Source organism: Nocardia sp. NPDC019395 (assembly GCF_040632335.1).
GTDB lineage: Bacteria > Actinomycetota > Actinomycetes > Mycobacteriales > Mycobacteriaceae > Nocardia.
The window spans coordinates 266443-285415 of the sequence record NZ_JBEYBT010000001.1 but is presented as its reverse complement, the minus strand read 5'-3'; the positions used below and the strand labels follow the sequence as shown (position 1 = coordinate 285415).

Annotated in this window: 14 protein-coding genes and 1 riboswitch; of the genes, 3 read left to right on the top strand and 11 right to left on the bottom strand. The window is 65.5% G+C overall.

The features are described from left to right. Positions 1–632: 632 nt before the first annotated feature. The 4 genes from whiA to uvrC all read right to left on the bottom strand — a co-directional run bounded on the left by whiA (position 633) and on the right by uvrC (position 5814). Entirely contained in the window at positions 633–1610 is a 978-nt protein-coding gene (gene whiA / locus ABZ827_RS01315; protein ID WP_174375588.1) for a DNA-binding protein WhiA, read from the bottom strand. Further along, positions 1607–2665: a uridine diphosphate-N-acetylglucosamine-binding protein YvcK gene (gene yvcK, locus ABZ827_RS01310; protein WP_357231094.1), complete on the bottom strand. Its 1059-nt coding sequence runs from the start codon at positions 2663–2665 to the stop codon at positions 1607–1609. Before yvcK ends, whiA begins: the two co-directional genes overlap by 4 nt. Continuing rightward, positions 2662–3540, bottom strand: coding sequence for an RNase adapter RapZ (rapZ, locus tag ABZ827_RS01305; RefSeq protein WP_357234355.1), 879 nt, complete (start codon positions 3538–3540; stop codon positions 2662–2664). The genes yvcK and rapZ overlap by 4 nt, the downstream gene beginning before the upstream one ends. Positions 3541–3771: 231 nt before the next feature. Next, complete coding sequence (gene uvrC, locus ABZ827_RS01300; RefSeq protein WP_357231091.1) at positions 3772–5814, bottom strand: excinuclease ABC subunit UvrC; 2043 nt, start codon at positions 5812–5814, stop codon at positions 3772–3774. Between the two features lie 173 nt (positions 5815–5987). Here uvrC and ABZ827_RS01295 point away from each other — a divergent pair, with 173 nt between their 5' ends. Together ABZ827_RS01295 and ABZ827_RS01290 are read left to right on the top strand one after the other, a co-directional pair. Further along, positions 5988–7940, top strand: a complete 1953-nt coding sequence (locus ABZ827_RS01295; RefSeq protein WP_357231088.1) for a gamma-glutamyltransferase family protein — start codon at positions 5988–5990, stop codon at positions 7938–7940. 104 nt (positions 7941–8044) lie between these two features. Further along, a riboswitch (guanidine-III (ykkC-III) riboswitch) is annotated at positions 8045–8113 on the top strand. A 9-nt stretch (positions 8114–8122) separates the two neighbouring features. Beyond that, positions 8123–8443 (top strand): multidrug efflux SMR transporter, encoded by a 321-nt coding sequence (locus ABZ827_RS01290; protein WP_357231085.1) that lies wholly within the window; start codon positions 8123–8125, stop codon positions 8441–8443. A gap of 19 nt (positions 8444–8462) precedes the next feature. Here ABZ827_RS01290 and ABZ827_RS01285 read toward each other — a convergent pair whose 3' ends face one another. The 4 genes from ABZ827_RS01285 to ABZ827_RS01270 all read right to left on the bottom strand — a co-directional run bounded on the left by ABZ827_RS01285 (position 8463) and on the right by ABZ827_RS01270 (position 11426). After that, positions 8463–8957, bottom strand: coding sequence for a PH domain-containing protein (locus ABZ827_RS01285; protein ID WP_357231082.1), 495 nt, complete (start codon positions 8955–8957; stop codon positions 8463–8465). An 18-nt stretch (positions 8958–8975) separates the two neighbouring features. Beyond that, complete coding sequence (gene ribH / locus ABZ827_RS01280; RefSeq protein WP_357231080.1) at positions 8976–9455, bottom strand: 6,7-dimethyl-8-ribityllumazine synthase; 480 nt, start codon at positions 9453–9455, stop codon at positions 8976–8978. Positions 9456–9483: 28 nt separating this feature from the next. After that, the gene (locus tag ABZ827_RS01275; protein ID WP_357231077.1) at positions 9484–10728 is read right to left on the bottom strand and encodes a bifunctional 3,4-dihydroxy-2-butanone-4-phosphate synthase/GTP cyclohydrolase II; all 1245 of its coding nucleotides are present in this window, start codon (positions 10726–10728) and stop codon (positions 9484–9486) included. Positions 10729–10805: 77 nt separating this feature from the next. After that, positions 10806–11426: a riboflavin synthase gene (locus ABZ827_RS01270; protein ID WP_357231074.1), complete on the bottom strand. Its 621-nt coding sequence runs from the start codon at positions 11424–11426 to the stop codon at positions 10806–10808. An 863-nt stretch (positions 11427–12289) separates the two neighbouring features. Between ABZ827_RS01270 and ABZ827_RS01265 the strand changes: the two genes are divergently transcribed. Further along, entirely contained in the window at positions 12290–12751 is a 462-nt protein-coding gene (locus tag ABZ827_RS01265) for a hypothetical protein (RefSeq protein ID WP_357231071.1), read from the top strand. Here ABZ827_RS01265 and ABZ827_RS01260 read toward each other — a convergent pair. The 3 genes from ABZ827_RS01260 to ABZ827_RS01250 form a co-directional block, all read right to left on the bottom strand. Next, positions 12745–13836 (bottom strand): MsnO8 family LLM class oxidoreductase, encoded by a 1092-nt coding sequence (locus ABZ827_RS01260; RefSeq protein ID WP_357231068.1) that lies wholly within the window; start codon positions 13834–13836, stop codon positions 12745–12747. The genes ABZ827_RS01265 and ABZ827_RS01260 overlap by 7 nt on opposite strands. Before the next feature lie 93 nt (positions 13837–13929). After that, complete coding sequence (locus ABZ827_RS01255; RefSeq protein ID WP_357231065.1) at positions 13930–15750, bottom strand: ABC transporter ATP-binding protein; 1821 nt, start codon at positions 15748–15750, stop codon at positions 13930–13932. Beyond that, on the bottom strand, positions 15747–18953 hold the full coding sequence (locus ABZ827_RS01250; protein WP_357231062.1) for a lantibiotic dehydratase: 3207 nt from the start codon (positions 18951–18953) through the stop codon (positions 15747–15749). The genes ABZ827_RS01255 and ABZ827_RS01250 overlap by 4 nt, the downstream gene beginning before the upstream one ends. Between the last annotated feature and the right edge of the window lie 20 nt (positions 18954–18973).

Below are 18973 nucleotides of genomic sequence, written 5' to 3'. Positions count from 1 at the left end.
GCCCGAGCCCCCCGAGGAACCGACGAACTCCCCCCGCCCCGCCGTCGCCGCCAGGCGCGTCCCATTCCCCTCCCGCCGGTCGGTCCGCATGCGACCCGCCCCCGTTTCCCGCATACGGCCGGTCCGCCTTGGTGGTTCACCACACCAAAACACAGCCCACCCCACGGTGAGCCAACCTTGTCCGCAAGACCCGTGCTCCCCCTCCGAACCTCCCCTCCCGAACTCGCCGCCGCCCTCGGGCGCGTTTGTTCCCCTACCACCAGTCGGTCCGCATCCGTCCCCGCCCCCGTTTCCCGCATGCGACCGGTCCGCCTTGGTGGTTCGGGGCCCGTCTCGTTCTGGAGCGACCAGAGCGAAGGAGCGCAGCGACTGAGCGCCGGGAGTGAAGAACGAGACCAAGGGGGCCCCGAACCCCGCGACGCCGCAGGCGGCGCCAAAAACACAGAACCTTCACGAACAGGCCCCGCTTCCCACCTTCACAAACTCAGCCCGCCACTCGCCTCCGCAACCGGGCCCACCACTCACCTTCACGGACCCCTCACCCAAACCTCACGGACCAAGCCCCCGCCCCCGCACAGAACTCCTGATCTCGCCCAGCCACCCCAGCTCGACAACCGGAGCTCCCGCCCCACTCAAGCGTCGTCCAGCAACTCCGCCGTCACCGCCGATTCCGTATCCGGAACCCCCAGTTCCTTGGCCCGCCGGTCCGCCATCGACAGCAGCCGCCGGATCCGCCCCGCCACCGCGTCCTTCGTCATCGGCGGGTCCGCCAGTTGCCCGAGTTCTTCCAGCGAAGCCTGCCGGTGTTCCACCCGCAACTTCCCCGCCGCGGCCAAATGGTCCGGTACATCGTCGCCGAGGAGTTCCAGCGCCCGTTCGACCCGCGCCGCCGCCGCGACCGCGGCCCGCGCCGAGCGCCGTAGGTTCGCGTCGTCGAAATTCGCCAGCCGGTTCGCCGTCGCGCGCACCTCGCGCCGCATCCGGCGTTCCTCCCAGGTGAGCCTCGTGTCCTGGGCGCCCATCCGGGTGAGCAGCGCGCCGATCGCCTCGCCGTCACGGACCACGACCCGGTCCGTTCCGCGGACCTCGCGCGCCTTCGCCGAGATACCGAGCCGCCGCGCGGCGCCCACCAGAGCCAACGCCGCCTCCGGCCCCGGGCAGCTCACCTCGAGTGCTGAGGAGCGGCCGGGTTCGGTGAGCGATCCGTGGGCCAGGAAGGCGCCGCGCCATGCGGCTTCCGCGTCCGCCACACTGCCGCCGACCACCTGCGCCGGCAGCCCGCGCACCGGCCGGCCGCGGACATCCAGCAATCCGGTCTGGCGGGCCAGAGCCTCGCCCTCTTTCGCGACCCGGACCACGTACCGGGAAGATTTGCGCAGGCCGCCGGCGCTGAGCACATGCACATCCGACCCGTATCCGTAGAGTTCGAAGATCTCCCGCCGCAGCCGCCGGGCGATGGATCCCATATCGACTTCGGCTTCGACGATCACCCGCCCGCCGACGATATGCAGTCCGCCGGCGAAACGCAGCAGGGCGGACAGTTCGGCTTTGCGCGCACTCACCTGTGTTACGGCGAGCCGGCTCAGCTCGTCTTTCACTTCGGCTGTCATCGCCACGAGACGTGCTCCTTTCCACCCAACCCGGACCGCACATCCTGACCCATGTGCCGTCCCTCGACTCGAAGCCCCGGAATCTGTGGCCGGGGTTCGCGGATCAGTTGATCCAGTGCGGCGGCGAGCTTTCCGGCGTCGTGCCGGGCCGTTCCCGCGTCTGCGACATCGGAAAAGACTACTCGTGCCCGCAATTGCCCCGCAGCCCTGGCAACGTGTTCACGCTCGCGCCCTTCCGGCACGCATCCGGAATCGACCAGGACCTCGTCGACCGCGAAATCCGGTGCGTGCTGGGACAATACATGTAGATGCCGTTCGGCGGAGAAACCCGCCGTCTCGCCGGGCTGCGCGACGAGATTCAGAATCAGCACCTTACGCGCCCGGGTGTAGACCAGCGCGTCCCGCAGGCCGGGCACCAGCAGATGCGGGATGACACTCGTGAACCAGGATCCCGGTCCCAGGATCACCGCGTCCGCTCGTTCGATCGCCGCGACCGCTTCGGCGCAGGCGGGCGGATCCGCGGGCAACAGGCGCACGCGCCGCACCTTGCCGGGCGTCGTGGCCACTGCCACCTGACCACGGATACAGCGACTCACCCGCGGATCGGCTTCCAAACCCGATACGTCGGCTTCGATATCCAGCGGAATGGTCGACATGGGCAGCACCCGGCCACTGATGCCGAGTAGTTCACCGACCTTGTCGAGGGCGGCCACCGGGTCGCCCAGCACCTCGGTGAGACCGGCCAGCAGCAGATTGCCGACGGAATGCCCGGCCAGCGCACCGGTTCCGCCGAACCGGTGCTGCACGGTGCGGGTGAGGACACCGTCGGCGTCGGCGGCCAGGGCGGCCAGCGCCATCCGCAGATCCCCGGGCGGTGGAACTCCCAGTTCCCGGCGGAGCCGGCCGGAGGACCCGCCGTCGTCGGCGACGGTCACCACCGCGCTGATCCGCCGGCTGAACCGGCGGACCGCGGACAGTGTGGCGTACAGGCCGTGGCCCCCGCCGAGCGCCACGACACTGGGGCCCGGGGATTGCGCGGCGCCGGGAATGCTCATTCGCGCCCCAGATCCCGATGCAGCACCCGTACCGTGTCCACCGGCCCGTCCTCCGCATCGTTCTCGATCTTGTTGCCGGTGAGTTCACCGAGGGCCTCGGCGATCGCGACACTGCGATGTCTGCCGCCGGTACAGCCCACTGCGACGGTCATGTATCGCTTCCCCTCTTGGCGGTAACCCTGGGTGGTCAGCTCGATCAGGTGGTCACAGGTCCGCAGATAGTCATCGGCGCCCGGACGCGACAGCACATAGTCACTGACCACCGACTCCTGACCGGTGTGCTGCCGAAGTTCTGGTACCCAGTGCGGGTTGGGCAGGAAACGCACATCGAGCACCATGTCCGCGTCCAGCGGGACACCGTACTTGAATCCGAACGACTGCACGGTCAGCTGCAGTGCGGCGGGCGTGCCGCCCCCGTAGACCTCCTCGAGTTTGCGGTGCAACTGATGGATCGACAGCTCCGTGGTGTCGATGACCACATCGGCGGCGGATTTCACCGCACCGAGCCGCAGCCGCTCGGCCGCGATCCCCGCGGACAGGGTCCCGTCGGCGCTGTCGTTCTGTAGCGGATGGCGGCGGCGGGCGAAGCCGAAACGGCGGATCAGCACATCGTCGGAGGCTTCCAGGAACAGAATGCGGGTGGGCACGCCGCGGGCCCGTAACTCGTCGGTGACCGCGGCCAGATCGCCGGTGAAGAAACGGCTCCGCACATCCATGACGATCGCCAGCCGCCGGATAGGCGGATCCGCGGAGACCCCGAGTTCCACCATCCGCCCGATCAGTTCCGGCGGGAGGTTGTCCGTGACGTACCAGCCGAGGTCTTCCAGTACTCGCGCAGCGGTCCCCCGCCCGGCACCGGACAGGCCGGTCACCATCACAACCTCGACCGGGATGCCCGAGCCCGGCTCCCCACCCGGCACCACTTTCGTACTGTTGTTCGATTCGACGCGAGTCATGTACCACCCGGATCTGTGTTCGGGAATGCGTTGTCGGTCACCCAGCTGTAGCGCCCGGTCACCGCCGCGGTGCGCGACACGGGGCGCAGGAACAAACGTACGTGACCCGGGCCCGTTACCGCGCCGTTGCACCGAACGCCGCGCCGGACGCTATCGGCCGTGCAGTGCGGCCAGTACCGCCTCCGCGGTGGCCCGGCCGATACCGGGCACCTCGATGATCTCCTCGACAGTCGCTTCTTTCAGCCGCGCCACCGACCCGAAATGCGTCACCAGCGCGGTCCGCCGGGTGGCGCCGAGCCCGCGCACCGAATCGAGCGCCGAGGCCGTCATCCGGCGGGACCGTTTACTGCGATGGAATGTGATGGCGAAGCGGTGGGCTTCGTCACGCACCCGCTGCAGCAGGTAGAGGGCCTCGCTGGTACGCGGTAACACCACCGGGTCCGGTTCGCCCGGCACCCAGACCTCCTCGAGTCGTTTGGCCAGGCCGACGACGGCGACATCGGTGATACCGAGTTCATCGAGCACCTCGGCCGCGGCCGCCACCTGCGGCGCCCCGCCGTCCACGACGTACAGGTTCGGTGGGTAGGCGAATTTCCGGGGCCGTCCGGTCTTCGGGTCGATCCCGGGGCGCGAGGTGAGCTCCTCCTCCGGGTGTTCGGCCGCGGCGCCCGGCACGCCGAATTCCGGCATCGGCGCCGACCCGGCGAGATCGGCCTGTTCGGCGGCATCGCGCTCCCGGCGCAATCGCATGAACCGGCGCCTGGTGACCTCGGCGATACTGGCGACATCGTCGGAGCGGCCCTCCCCCGCGGCCTCCTTGATCGCATAGTGCCGGTAGTCGGATTTCTTGGGCAGCCCGTCCTCGAACACGACCAGCGACGCCACCACATCGGTGCCCTGCACATGGCTGATATCGACGCATTCGATACGCAGCGGAGCGGTATCGAGATCGAGCGCGTCCTGGATATCCTGCAATGCCACCGACCGCGAGGTCAGATCGCCGGCCCGGCGGAGTTTGTGCTGCGCGAGGGACTCCGCGGCATTCCGGGTGACCGTATCGGCGAGGGCCTTCTTGTCACCGCGCTGCGGCACCCGCAGCCGTACGGAACCACCCCGCAGCTGCGACAGCCAGCGTTGCACCTCCTCGGCATCGGCGGGTAGTTCCGGCACCAGAACCTCCCGCGGCACCACCGCGGCGGGCTGCTCCCCGGCGGTCTGCGCGGCCACCGCGGCCTGCTCGCCGTAGAACTGGGTGAGGAACTGTTCGACCAGGGCGGCGAGTTCACCGCCCTGTTCCGGGGTGTCCGCCGCGTCGCCGGATTTGTCCACCACCCAGCCACGCTGACCGCGGACCCGGCCGTCACGCACATGGAAAACCTGCACGGCAACCTCCAGGTCGTCACCGGCGAAGGCGATCACATCGGCGTCGGTACCGTCACCGAGGACCACGGCCTGCTTCTCCAGTGCCCGGCGCAGGGCCTGTACATCGTCGCGGAGCCGGGCCGCGGTCTCGAAATCGAGGTCCTCGGACGCGGCATGCATCCGGCGTTCCAATTCCTTGACCATCCGATCGGTACGCCCGGCCAGGAAGTCGCAGAAATCGTTGACGATGCGCCGGTGCTCATCCGCCGATACCCGGTCCACACAGGGCGCCGAACATTTGTCGATATAGCCGAGCAGGCAGGGGCGGCCGATCTGCCCGTGCCGTTTGAAAACCCCCGCCGAACAGGTGCGGGCCGGGAAGACCCGGAGCAGCAGATCGAGTGTTTCCCGGATCGCCCAGGCGTGCGCATAGGGCCCGAAATAGCGGACCCCTTTCTTACGCGCGCCTCGATAGACGAAAAGCCGCGGGTATTCCTCGTTCAGGGTGACCGCCAGCACCGGATAGGATTTGTCGTCCCGGTAGCGCACATTGAACCGGGGATCGAATTCCTTGATCCAGTTGTATTCCAGCTGCAGCGCTTCCACCTCGGTGGAGACCACGGTCCATTCCACACTCGCGGCGGTGGTGACCATCTGCCGCGTCCGCGGATGCAATGCGGTGATATCGGCGAAATACGAGTTGAGCCGGTTGCGCAGACTTTTCGCCTTGCCGACGTAGATGACCTGCCCGTAGGAATCCCGGAATTTGTAGACACCGGGTTCGAGCGGAATACTGCCCGGCTGCGGCCGGTACGTCGCGGGATCTGCCACGTGTCCAGCGTAGTAGTGGCCTCGGACAGGTTCCGCCGATGGGCGACCGGCGGTGCCCGGAGTCCCGCCGCCTCGGCGGCGTCGAACCACCGGCCGGGTCTACGGCTTCCGCACCCGGAATCGGTCCCGGTGGTTCGCCTCCATTGTCGCTGTGGGCGGCTACAGTGCGGAATATGCGCCCGATACAACGGATTCGGTACGCGCTGGCGGTTTCGGCGCTGCTCCTGGCAGGTTCACTCAGCGGATGCGGGGACGGTACCGGCTCCGCCGGGCCGTGCGTTCCTTCCCCGAACGGAACCCCCGTCACCGCCGCCCCGTCTTCCGGCACCGCGGCGCCCGGCACTCGGGATCTGGCGACCAACCCCGAGATCAACTCGGGCTACCGCTCCGATATGGCGGCCGTACGCACCACCGGTTACGCGGTGTCCACCGCCAACTCGCACGCCACCCGCGCCGCCTGTGAAGTGCTACGCGCGGGCGGTACCGCGGCGGACGCGTTGATCACCGCGCAGACTGTGCTCGGCCTCACCGAACCGCAGGCGTCCGGGCTCGGTGGCGGGGCGTTCCTGCTGTACTACAACGCGGAGGACGAGACTGTCGAGGCCTACGACGGCAGGGAGACCGCGCCGGCCGCCGCGACGGAGAACTATCTGCGCTGGATCAGCGATACCGATCGCAGTGAACCGCGCCCGGATACCCGCGCGAGCGGGCGGTCCATCGGCGTCCCGGGGGTCATGCGCATGCTCGGAACGCTCCATTCCGACCACGGCCACACCGAGTGGCGGGAGCTCTTCGACGCGGCCGTCGGGCTGGCGGATCAGGGTTTCGAGATCAGCCCCCGGCTGGCCGGCCAGATCGCCGAATCCGCGCCGGAACTGGCCCGGGATCCGGGCACTTCCGAGTATTTCCTGAATCCGGACGGTTCCCCGAAAGCGGCGGGCACGATGCTCACGAATCCAGCCCTGTCGAAAACCTTGAACACCCTCGCCACCGAGGGCGCCGACGCGTTGTACACCGGGCCCATTGCCCAGGACATCGTCGCCGCGACCGGTACGACCACCGGCGGCCGCACACCCGGCATGCTGACGGCCGCCGACCTGGCCGGCTATCGGGCGGAGAAGCGGACACCGCTGTGCACGGATTACCGGGAGCATGAGGTCTGTGGAATGCCCGGCCCCTCGTCCGGCGGTATCACGGTCGCGGCGACCCTCGGCATTCTGGAGAATTTCGATATCCCAGCCCTGCCGCCCGACCGGGTGGACGCCAACGGTGGCGTTCCGCGAGCCGAGGCCGCACATCTGATCGCGGAGGCCGAGCGGTTGGCCTATGCCGACCGGGACAAGTACGTCGCTGACCCGGATTATGTTCCGCTACCGGGTAATTCGCCGGATACGCTGGTCGATCCGCAGTACCTCCGGGAACGGGCCGGGCTCATCGACCCGGCCCGCAGTATGGGCACCGCACAGCCCGGCGATTTCGGGCCGTCCGCATTCGGCGCCGGGCCGCAACAGCCCGAGCACGGCACCAGTCATATCTCGGTGGTCGACTCCTACGGCAATGCCGCGGCCATGACCACGACCGTCGAATCCGCGTTCGGCTCGTTCCATATGGTCGACGGGTTCCTGCTGAACAATCAGCTCACCGATTTCGCCGCCGACCCGTTCGCTCCCGACGGCGCCCCCGTGGCCAACCGGGTCGAACCGGGGAAACGCCCGCGGAGTTCCATGAGCCCGACCCTCGTTTTCGAACGCGGTGACGGCTCCGGGCCGGGCGCGCTCACCCATGTGGTCGGGTCGCCCGGCGGGTCGGTGATCATCCAGTTCGTGGTGAAAACCCTCGTCGGCATGCTGGATTGGGGCCTGGATCCGCAGCAGGCCGTATCCGCGGTGTCGTTCGGAGCCGCGAACACCCCGCTGACCGGCGTCGGCGGCGAGCATCCGGCGATCGACGCCACCGCCGACGGCGCGCACGATCCGCTGGTCACCGGACTGCGGGAACGCGGTCATCAGGTATCGGTGGCCCCGCAGACCAGTGGACTCAGCGTGCTCGCCCGCGACGGTGATACCGGCTGGGTCGGCGGCGCCGACCCGCGGCGCGAAGGCGAAGTCCTGGGCGACACCCGCTGAAATGGCGCTTCGGCGCGGAGACGGGTCATTGCCCGCCGTTGTGACCTACCTCGCCGGAGGGCCCGAGAAAGTTGCCACCCGGTAGCCGGTGTGCGATTTTGGAGTCAGAGCCCGCGAGGCGGCGAGCTCCCGGACGAGAGGGTCGTACCCGGCGTGCGACAAGACGACCCACGGAGGTCGTCATGTCGTTCTCGTGGGCCGTTCTCGTCGTATCCGGGATGCTGGAGGCGGTCTGGGCCACCGCCCTGGGCAAGACCGAGGGTTTCAGCAAATGGCCGCCCACTGTCCTGTTCGCCGGTGCGCTGATCGCCAGTATGGCCGGACTCGCCTATGCCATGCGTGATCTACCGGTGGGCACCGCCTACTCGGTATGGGTGGGTATCGGGGCGGTGCTGACCGTTGTCTACGCCATGGCCACCGGGGAAGAACCGGTCACGGTTCTCAAAGTCGTCTTCCTGACGATGATCATCGCCGGAGTTGTCGGGCTGAAACTCGCCCACTGAGTTCCGTCGCGACGAGGAGTCAGGCGGACCCGGTGTACTTCGTGCCGAGCTCGCGGAGCCGGTCCAGGGCGGCCACGGCGCGTTCGCCGTCGTTCGACCGGATGGCGAGCATCGGTACGTAGTCGTCGTTCACCAGTTCCAGCCGGGCCCAGGCCTTACGGTCCGGGAAAGACACTCCCCGAATGTGCTTCCATTCGAATTCGTTGTCCCCGAGGATATTACGGATCACCACGCCCTGTTCACCGGCGCGTACCCGCGGCCTGGTGAGCAGTAGTACCGCCGCGGCGCCGAAGATACCGATGGCCGCCATCGCGAACTGATCCACCACCCGGAAATTCACCCCGGTGTAGTCGACCCGCAGGAACACCCCGAGCAGCAGGAACGCCACTACCAGGAAAACGGCCACGATCACCGAGGTGCGGCGCGCCTTGCGGGGCCGGACCTCGAACTCCCATCGGGCAGGCTCCGCCACCGCCGGTTCCGCCGCCGCGGGGCTCGCACCCCGCCGCAGCATCCGTCCCACCGGCATCGCTCAGCCCGCCGCGCGGAGCCCGCGCAAGGTCAGGGCGGCATCCAGCGCGGCCGCGGCCGCCTGTTCGCCTTTGTTCTCCACCGAATCGGGCAGTCCGGCCCGGTCCAGCGCCTGCTGCTCGTTGTTCGTGGTGAGCACACCGTTCGCGACCGGCGTGCTCTCGTCCAGGGACACCCGGGTCAGGCCGGCGGTCACCGCATCGCAGACGTAGTCGAAGTGCGGGGTGTCGCCGCGGATCACCACGCCGAGCGCGACCACCGCGTCGTGGGTGCGGGCCAGCTCCTGCGCCAGCACCGGTAACTCCATCGCACCGGCACAGCGCGCGACGGTGGTATGCCGCACTCCGGCGGCCGCGGCCACCCGCTCCGCATTGGCGACCAGGGTGTCGCAGATCTCGGTATGCCAGCGCGATGCGACGATCGCCAGGCGCAGACCCTGCGCATCGGCAAGCGCGAAATCCGGTACCCCGGTGCCGCTCATCGGTTTCCGCCTTTCGATCCGGCTACGGTCATTGCGCGGTCTCCCCCAGATCCAGATCGTCCAGGCCCACCAGGTCGTGGCCCATCCGATCACGTTTGGTGCGCAGATAGCGCAGGTTCTCGGCGTTGGCCCGGACGGGCATCGGCACCCGCTCGGTGATCCGTAGTCCGTAGCCGTCGAGCCCGACCCGCTTCGCCGGATTGTTGGTGAGCAGGCGCATCGACCGCAGCCCGAGATCGACCAGGATCTGGGCGCCGGTGCCGTAGTCGCGGGCATCGGCCGGCAGCCCGAGCTCGATATTGGCGTCGACCGTATCGTGCCCGGAATCCTGCAGCTGATAGGCCTGCAGTTTGTGCATCAGGCCGATGCCACGGCCCTCGTGCCCGCGCATGTACAGCACCACGCCCCGGCCCTCGGCGGCCACCATTTCCATGGCGGCGTCCAGCTGCGGGCCGCAATCGCAGCGCAGCGATCCGAAGACATCGCCGGTGAGGCATTCCGAATGCACTCGCACCAGGACGTCCTCGCCCTCGCCGAGATCGCCACGGACCAGCGCGACATGCTCGACGTCGTCGTAGATGCTCTGATAACCGACCGCGGTGAACTCACCGTGCACAGTGGGGATACGCGCCTGCGCCACCCGCACCACATGCTTCTCGTGCTTGCGCCGCCACGCGATCATCTCCGCGATCGAGATGAGTGCCAGCTCGTGCTCGTCGGCGAAAACCCGCAGTTCGTCGGTGCGGGCCATATGCCCGTCTTCCTTTTGACTGACGATCTCGCATATCACACCCGCCGGGCGCAGTCCGGCCATTCTGGCCAGGTCCACCGCCGCCTCGGTATGGCCGGGGCGGCGCAGCACCCCGCCGTCCTTGGCACGCAACGGCACCACATGACCCGGCCGGGTGAAATCGTTGGGTTTTGCATCGGCATCGGCGAGCAGCCGGACGGTGGTGGCGCGATCCGCACCGGAGATACCGGTGGTGACGCCCTCCTTGGCATCGACCGACACCGTATAGGCAGTGCCGTGTTTGTCCTGGTTCACCGCGTACATCGGCGGCAACCCCAGGCGGTCGCAGTCGTCGCCGGTCAGCGGTACGCAAATGTAGCCCGAGGTGTAGCGGATCATGAACGCCACGAGCTCCGGGGTTGCTTTCTCCGCGGCGAAGATGAGGTCGCCCTCGTTCTCCCGGTCCTCGTCGTCGACCACGACGACCGGTTTACCGGCCGCGATATCGGCGACGGCGCGCTCGATGCTGTCGAACCTGGTCACGTCTGCACTGCTCCATCTCGATAGGTCCTGATCACACTACTGGGTGTGTCCGGCGCGCCCGGGCGCGGCCGGAGGTGTCAGCCGCGTTGCTGGAGGCGCTCGACGTACTTCGCGATCACATCGACTTCGAGGTTGACAAGTGACCCGGGCGTGGCCGTGCCCAGGTCGGTGAGGCTCAGCGTGGTCGGGATGAGCGAGACCTCGAACCAGTCCCGGGCGCCGTCGGCGGCCGGGACGTCGGCGCGGCCGAGCCCGGATACGGTCAGCGAAATGCCGTTGACGGTGATGGAGCCCTTCTCCACCACGTACTTGGCGATCGCATCGGGCAGCGAGACCCGGACCACCTCCCAGTTCTCGCCGGGCGTCCGGGTGAGGACGGTCCCTGTACCGTCCACATGCCCCTGGACGATATGCCCGCCGAGGCGGCTGTTCACGGCCGCGGCGCGTTCGAGGTTGACCCGCGCGCCCGGACCGAGACCCCCGATACTCGACCGGCGCAGCGTTTCGCCCATCACATCGACAGTGAACACGTCGTCGACAACGTCGACGACGGTCAGGCACACCCCGTTGACCGCGATCGAATCGCCGTGTCCCGCATCGGAGGTGACCAGTTTGCCGCGGATCGTCAGCCGAGCCGCGTCGGTCAACTGTTCGCAGGCGACGATCTCACCCAGCTCCTCGACAATGCCTGTGAACATGCCTTCTCCCGTTCGCGTCGGTGTTCCGCCTACGGAACGGCGGGAGCGGTACCGAATATTCCCAGTTCGCCGTCCACGACCAGACTAGTGGGCGCCCGCGACGCACAGCCACGCCGTCACCCACCCGACGGAACACGGCCGGCACCGGCCGGCGCGCTCCATCGTCCCGAGTAGTTCACGATCCTGGTCGATCCGGAAATTTTCCGGTCGAGAGATGGTCGTCACTTTCCCGCGATAGCTCCGGATACCACTTCCGACCGGCCCATTTGTGGTCCAGACCAGTACCGGACGCGGCAACTCATTCCCGGCCGATACCGCATCGAAACCCGAAATGTTGCTCGATTTGCACGCTCACACCGACTGAAGCAATATTGTGAGGTGACCGGTTCGCCGACCTCGACCAACGAGCAGCGCAGCCGGATACAACGTTCCACCATGACGGCCACCGCCGCGGAAGACCGTGCGCCACAAGCCTTCACGAACAAACGGACCCGCCGACCGCGCTTCCTTCCTCGCGAACAGCCGGCAATGTCGCCGCACCGCCCCCCACTGCGTGCATCCCCGAGACACCAACAATTCACACCCCGATCTCCCCGGCGACCGCCATCGATGGTCGCAGCCCGCCCGAGTCCGGAGCGACCAGAGAAAGGGAACGCAGCACCGCCCCGGCAGGAGTGCAGACCCGGGACCACGAGGCCCCGCACTCCTCGTTCTGGTCGACCTTCACGGTCGGGGCCCGCCCCGCGTCTGCAGCGACAGAGCGAAGGAGCGCAGCGACTGAGCGCCGGAGTGAAGACGCGGGGTTAATAGGGCCCCGACCCCGCGCCGCCGGAGGCGGCGCCATAGATACAGAGGAACCCCCAATGACGACATTCACCGAGTCCCCCCTGGAGCGGCACTGCCGGCGGTATCGCGAGAAGGATCTGCTGCCCGCAGTCGTCGATCCCCTGTCGCAGCGCATTCTGCTGCATATCGGCGCCGCCTACGGTGCCGTGACCATGCCCACCGAACTCGGCGAGTGGGTCCTGCAACGATTACGAGTCGCCGGAATCGCCGGCCCCGTTTTCGCTCATCCCCGGGCCCGGCGCTGGACTTTCCTGACCGGCCCCACCCGGCACGACGAATACCCCGCCACCGCCGCGGCCGAACTGTTCCGCCGCTACACCACAGTTGCCGGTACCGGCAGCCAGATCGTGCTGCCTTCCGCCGAGGACGAGCTCAGCGGATACCGCCTCTGGGTGGCCGGGCCGGAAGCGCTCGGCACCCGGCCCCCGCAGAACACGGTGATCGACGCCGTATGCGAAACCGGGCGCCGTAGTCACTGACGGCGCGCGCGGCACCCGGACACACTCGCACCGGCATGCGACACGATGCCCTCACCGTCGGTCGCGGATTCGAATCCCGCCCGGCCCGCAAAGAGCCGGTTTCGCGGCTCGGGGGATCGGGTCAAGTCTGCCACCAGGTCCCGGACGAGCTCGTATGACCGCAGGCGCAGTGCATAGTCGGGACACTGTGTTGATACTGCCAGCAGATCGGGTCGGTACATATTCAGCAGCTCGGCCAACCTGGGCTCGATTTCGGCAGGAGTACCGACCAAGTTCTGCAGGTTGTCGTCCGCCGGAAGACCGGTCAGATTCCGCGCCTCGTCCCGATCCGGGATCACCCCCGCATTTTGCCGAGCCTCGTTCATCCAATGAAGCAGTGCTCTCTGATGGGCGGCCTCCTCGGGATCCTCGATACAAGTGATCAACATTCCCAGGCCCACTACCGGGTCTCGACCGCCCGGACCGGGATGATACGAATTTCGGTACTGCTCGATGAATTCCGGCTGAGGATGTTTATGGGCGAATTGAGCGAAAACAAAGGGAAGACCGTACTCCGCAGCCGCGGTTGCGCCACCCGCACTGCTGCCGTTGACGAATATTTGCGGCACCGAGCTTTTAGGAAACGACTCCAGTTCGGCCACCGAATCACGATCGGTATGAAAATAGCCGAGCAGCTCGGCAATTTTACCCCCGTAGCTCTGCACCGACACCGAAGCCAGGCGGCTGATGGCCGCGGGGGAACCTCCCGGACCGCGACCGATTCCGAGGTCGATCCGACCGGGATACATTCTCTCCAGCAAGTTGAAAGTGGTCGCCACCTTGAGCGGCGTATAGTGCGGTAGTAGTACCGCGGCGGTTCCTATGCGAATTCGGGACGTCTGTGCACCTATCGCGGAAACAAGAATTTCAGGAGATCCACAGCCACTGGTCCTGTCGTGATGTTCGGCGATCCAATAGCGGTCCCATCCCAGAGCTTCGCAGTCTCTCGCCAGGCGAACCGACTCCTGGACGGCTGCTATAGAGGTATCCTGCCCGGTCGAGTTCGTCCAATATATCGGATTCTGATCGAGAACAACGAGTTCCATCGCGATTACCATCACCTTCTATTCGCTCGCGGGCCACGGGTGAATATTCAGGATCCCGATGGCACTTCCCCGTACAACCCGCCATATCGATTATTACAAATCCGCCTGATCTACCCGGCCGTAACGGTTGCTGTACATCTTCGCGTACGCACCGCCATTTTGCACCAATTCTTCATGGCTACCGTCTTCCACGAGGCAGCCGTCGTCGAGGACGAGAATTCGGTCGGCACGTCGAATGGTCGAGAGCCGATGTGCGATGAGTATGAAAATCTGCCCGTCGCCGGGCCGGGTGATCGTATTCATGATCGCGTTTTCCGTCGGGGCATCGATAGAAGCCGTAGGTTCGTCCATCACCCGGATGGTGGCCGGTCGGATCAGACCGCGCGCGATGGCAAGACGCTGCCATTGCCCGCCGGACAACTCGATGCCGCCGGTGAACACCTTTCCCGCTTGGGTGTCGTAGCCGCGGGGTAGAGACTCGATGTATCCGCCCATCTCGACCTGCCCGGCGGCATGAGCAACAGAATCGACCGGGGCAGGGTTCCCGTCCTCGTCGATATGGCCGATCGAAATATTGTCACCGACGCTCAGTTGGTAATCGACATAGTCCTGGAACACGTACGATGTTCGCTTCCTGAGACTCGCCATATCGTATAAATGTAATGGAATTCCGTCCAGTAATATTACGCCCTCGGTCGGCTCGTACAACCGACCCATCAGTTTGCCCAGAGTGGACTTCCCTGCGCCGTTCAGCCCGACAATTGCGGTCGTTCGGCCCGGTTTCAGCGTGATATCGAGGTTGCGTAATGCGTAGCGGTCGGAACCTGGGTACCGGAAGGATACGCCGCGAAACTCGATACCTCGACTCAACTGCTCGGGCACCTCGAGAAGCCCGTCATCGATATCCGGCTCCGGGATTCCGAGAAAGTCTTCGACATTGCGCAGGTAAAGTTGATCGACATGTAATTGAGCACCGGCTGTGAACAACTGCTGGGTCGAGCTCTGTAGCACGGCGACCGCCTGGATAACTGCCATGAGGTCGGCAATCGGCGATCCTCCGCCAACCGTCAGAACTGCCGTCGAGTTCGCCGCGAATATCAGGGCGGCGGTCATTGTCATCAATGGTATCGACAAGCGCAGATTTCTATTCGCCAGACGAATGTCGGCATCGACGATCTCGGACTGGAGAGACCGGTGCCGTTGGCGCACGAGGGGCCCCAGAGAGAAGGTGATCACTTCTTTCATCGAATCGGGTTGCGATGCGAGATATTGCCAATAGTTGAGGCGCCGGCGCAGCTGGGACCGAGAGTGCTCCAGAGCATGGCCACGACGCCCCTGAACAATTTTTGCAACGACTGTAGGGAACGGAGCCAGAAGCGCCAGGAGAGCTACTCGGTAATCCATCGTCCACAGGACGGTCGTCACGGAACCGAACGTGATGACCTGGGTGACCATCTGCATCGACTGTGCCAGCATCTGGCCCGGACGGAAGTTGACTTCGCGAACCGCACGTTGCAGGGAATCCTGAACACCAGCGTCCTCGGCCTGGGCAAGAGCCAGACGTGCGGCACGGTCGATGATCTGCCGCGAGAGTGATGCGGACAATCTGCTGTGACATCGCTGGGTCGAGCGCTGCTGGAATGCCTGCAGGACCTGAGCCGCGAGCCCGGTCACCGCAAGGGCTGTCAAGGGTGCCAGGACACCTTCGAGCGAACGGCCGTTGCCGACACTGTCCACCACCGCGGTGACCAGGCGCGCCGTAATCGTCACCTGGGCAGCGGGCAGAATCCCGAGTACGCCCGCGATCACCAGCAGCTGAGCAACTCCGGACGGATCAGCACGCCATGCTCGGCCGAATACCCCGGCTACCGAGCGGCCGGTGGCAAACGATGCGTCTCGACGACCACGTTTCATGCGGAAGCTCGACTCTTCCCGATGGCCGCCTCGCGATCGAGCAGACGACGCCACATTCCGTAGGCGGCTCTCTCCCGGTCGCCGTGTATGCCCAACCGATTGCAATGCATATGGATCAAGGAGCGAACGATATCGTCCGGTTTTCCCCATAACCGGCCCTCCGAGTGGGCTGCGCTCATGAGGGTTCGGAACCTGGTACCGGGCTCGTGCCACAGATGAGAAACCGCGGTGAGGAGCGGAGCGGTGGGTCCACCGAGGTTGTGATGTGCCCACAGATCGCCGGCAACGGCCCGAAACTCCGCGCCTCCCGACCGGCTCGGTGTATTGGTCCACAGCAGTCTCCGGCGGTCGTCCGGCTCCGGCAGCAAACTTCTCGCCATGCGGTCCAAAGTCAAGGCAGCGACCGCTTCGCGTGGGAGAGCTCCATCGTCGGTATTCAAGAGGTATTCGATGATCGCCGTGACCGCGGAGCTGTCGACCCCGAAGAGGATCTCGGCTTCCGGCACGAGATCCGGACCCCCGTAACGTTCGATCTCGCGATGATAGGTCGCGAAGGAGAAATCGGTCGCAACCCCCTGCTCGACCAACTGATATCCCCACTGCGCGGCTTCTGCGAGCGCCGACCCGCGAACATCCGACCGCGACACCGGGAACCGAATTCTCAGATGCGGGGCCGGGTCACCGTAGCGGAGGAAGAATGGACGACCCGCGCCGTATTCGCTACACAGCCGCTGTGTCAATGACGGCAGATTCTCGGTCAGTATCCGGTCGTCGGCATCGGATTCGGTATACAGTTTCAGGAACAGCCATTCTCCACCGGGCGGCCGTAATCGTTCTTCAGTAGGTATCGCCCGTCGCCTGTTGCCTGTCTTCGGGGATTCCGGCAAAGGCTGGACATGGGACGTAACGACGGGTACGACCACCTCTGCTACGTATGCCGCATCGTGCTGATCCCGCAAGAACCCGCCGGTAGGGTCGGGTCCGATCTCGACCAACTGCACATATCCTCTGACATCGGCGACCCGCGCCGCGGTCAAGGCCCGACGCAATTCGAATAGTGACAGGCCGGAGGTCAAATCCAACAGTAGATGGTTATCCCCCTCCATGAGTCTGACCATGTTCGGGACCATCCAGGTGTCGGCCCATGCGTCGAGCGCTCGGGAGAATTCGGCTTCCGGGAGATCGGGATCCAGGTCCTCGGGCCGCAGATGCCACATGGCCCGCCGAACCACGACATTGCCTCTGCGCAGGCGTGGAAGAAACGTAGCCCCCGCTCCTATCGGCCCCCAATGGAAAGCGGATGTGTTGCGGAACCCAGCGTCGGATACCTCGATAAGGAATTGGCATACATTAGGGCTCGATAGGAGATTCAAATTGGTATATTGAGTGAAGATAATATCCTGGCCCAGACTCCGCGAACGAAGATACAGCCGACCGGAGCGAACACCTACGTGAATGTCCTCCAGAGACAGGCGCTGTGTATCGTGACTCGCAGATACATTCACCGATAATTCCAGCCGGCGCATCGGTGGACGTATCGAGATATTTGCCGCTCGCCCGCGGAGAGGAAGATAGGTCAATTCCGCGACAGCCGCTTCGCCGCAGCGCATCTCCTCATCGGCAGCCATAGCTTGTAGCTGTTCACGGATATCCCTGTCGAGGAGATCGTAGAACCGTGAGAAGGTGCGACCTCCCCGCATGATTCCCATTTCGGTGACCACTGCCGTCCACTGCTGGTCTTGTCCATCGCCGGCCCACAACTCCATGCAGACGTCGAGGGCCGGGGTAGCGGGGCGGTTGTCACCGGACAGGGTGCCGGCGTTGGCGAACTCGAGTAGCCACCGATCGTCCAGTTCTACTTCCGGTGACCGATCGGCGAGCGCGCGCGAGATCAATCGCAGCAGTAAGGATTCCCGTTCGACCGGACGATCCTGGTTGTTCTCCGGTTCCAGCACGTAGGTGCGCTGTGGATTCCGATAGCCGTTCGGGGGGCCGAGGCCCGTCTCTTCGGAAAGAGCTTCCAGAACCGGAACTTCGGCACCGGAACCGTAGCGATCACTGAAGGCTGTTGCCCAGTCCAGTAGCCGCTGGGGGTAACGACTGTCCGATCCGACGATCGCCAGTACGCCGGCGGCTTCCTCTGCCAGTGCCGCAACCTCCATCGGTAACACCGGTCCCGGCTCGGCATTCAGAAGCGAGTCGAACTGGAGGAGGGTTTGTTCGCCGGCCATCTCGGCGACAGTCTGCGTCTCGGTGGAGTGCAGTAGTGGTAGGACGTCGGATAGCCCGGACGTGTTGTTGGATATATCGATACGCGCCGAGAAGTCTTTCAACGACCGTCTTTGATCCTCCGTGAGTAAATCCATCGGAAGGTCGTCGAGGGGGCGATAGCCCTGATCTTGCACCAAACGGGGGCGGTGGGCACTGACAAGAAGATTGAGATCGATCAGTTCCCGCAACAGGTGATCAACTTTTTCCGCGGGTACCTGTGGATACAGATCCAGCAAGGTCTCCCGCAGGCGTACGAATGTGACCGGAACGCGTGCATCGGTCATCACGCGCCCGACCGCAGCGGTATGGCGAAGCGATATGCTTTTGTTCGTATGCGTTCCGTATGCATCGGCATGCGGAAGCCAAGCGCGGCCGCGGCCCACGTGCGCCAAGTCGTTGGTGCGGACCAGTAGATCGTCCGCAGCGGTATCCTCACCGACAGCACTGTGCAGCATATGCAATACAAGGCCCATATCGGCTCGGGCACGAGTCGACAGCAGAACTCCGTCCCGCGCGTCCCTGCGCAGCCTGACCGGTGATGACAATTCGTTGGTAAAACTTCCGGACACGACTCCGGCCATCAGCCCGAACGGCGTGGCCCTGCTGCTCATCCGGTTGACGTAGCGCAGCAGTCCGCGGGCGGCCCGGATGCGGTCCTTATCCGATAGCCCGAGCAGATTATCCATGGCGGCCGCGAGATCTGGGGATGACACGGCGACGGCCGCATGGACGAGGTCGTCGGACCAGATCTGCTGTACGGATTCCAGTAGCAGTTCCGGTTTTTCGCATCCGGCGGGGAATTGCGCTAGTACGCTGGTCGCCACATCGATCGGCAAGCTCGCCGACCGTAGGAGGAAAAACGGCCGGGCCGAATACCGGGGAGCTTTACGCAGCAGTTCGCTACCGGTGGACGGCGGAATCGATTTGAGCACGGAGATATCCTTGATCGGTT

What these genes read in the sequence shown, in the direction of transcription:
- whiA (WP_174375588.1), bottom strand. Translation starts at nt 1,610, where the DNA reads ATGACAGCCGAAGTGAAAGACGAGCTGAGCCGGCTCGCCGTAACACAG.
- ABZ827_RS01260 (WP_357231068.1), bottom strand. Translation starts at nt 13,836, where the DNA reads ATGGAACTCGTTGTTCTCGATCAGAATCCGATATATTGGACGAACTCG.
- yvcK (WP_357231094.1), bottom strand. Translation starts at nt 2,665, where the DNA reads ATGAGCATTCCCGGCGCCGCGCAATCCCCGGGCCCCAGTGTCGTGGCG.
- rapZ (WP_357234355.1), bottom strand. Translation starts at nt 3,540, where the DNA reads ATGGTGACCGGCCTGTCCGGTGCCGGGCGGGGGACCGCTGCGCGAGTA.
- ABZ827_RS01285 (WP_357231082.1), bottom strand. Translation starts at nt 8,957, where the DNA reads ATGCTGCGGCGGGGTGCGAGCCCCGCGGCGGCGGAACCGGCGGTGGCG.
- ABZ827_RS01255 (WP_357231065.1), bottom strand. Translation starts at nt 15,750, where the DNA reads ATGAAACGTGGTCGTCGAGACGCATCGTTTGCCACCGGCCGCTCGGTA.
- ABZ827_RS01265 (WP_357231071.1), top strand. Translation starts at nt 12,290, where the DNA reads ATGACGACATTCACCGAGTCCCCCCTGGAGCGGCACTGCCGGCGGTAT.
- ABZ827_RS01295 (WP_357231088.1), top strand. Translation starts at nt 5,988, where the DNA reads ATGCGCCCGATACAACGGATTCGGTACGCGCTGGCGGTTTCGGCGCTG.
- ABZ827_RS01290 (WP_357231085.1), top strand. Translation starts at nt 8,123, where the DNA reads ATGTCGTTCTCGTGGGCCGTTCTCGTCGTATCCGGGATGCTGGAGGCG.
- ABZ827_RS01270 (WP_357231074.1), bottom strand. Translation starts at nt 11,426, where the DNA reads ATGTTCACAGGCATTGTCGAGGAGCTGGGTGAGATCGTCGCCTGCGAA.
- ribH (WP_357231080.1), bottom strand. Translation starts at nt 9,455, where the DNA reads ATGAGCGGCACCGGGGTACCGGATTTCGCGCTTGCCGATGCGCAGGGT.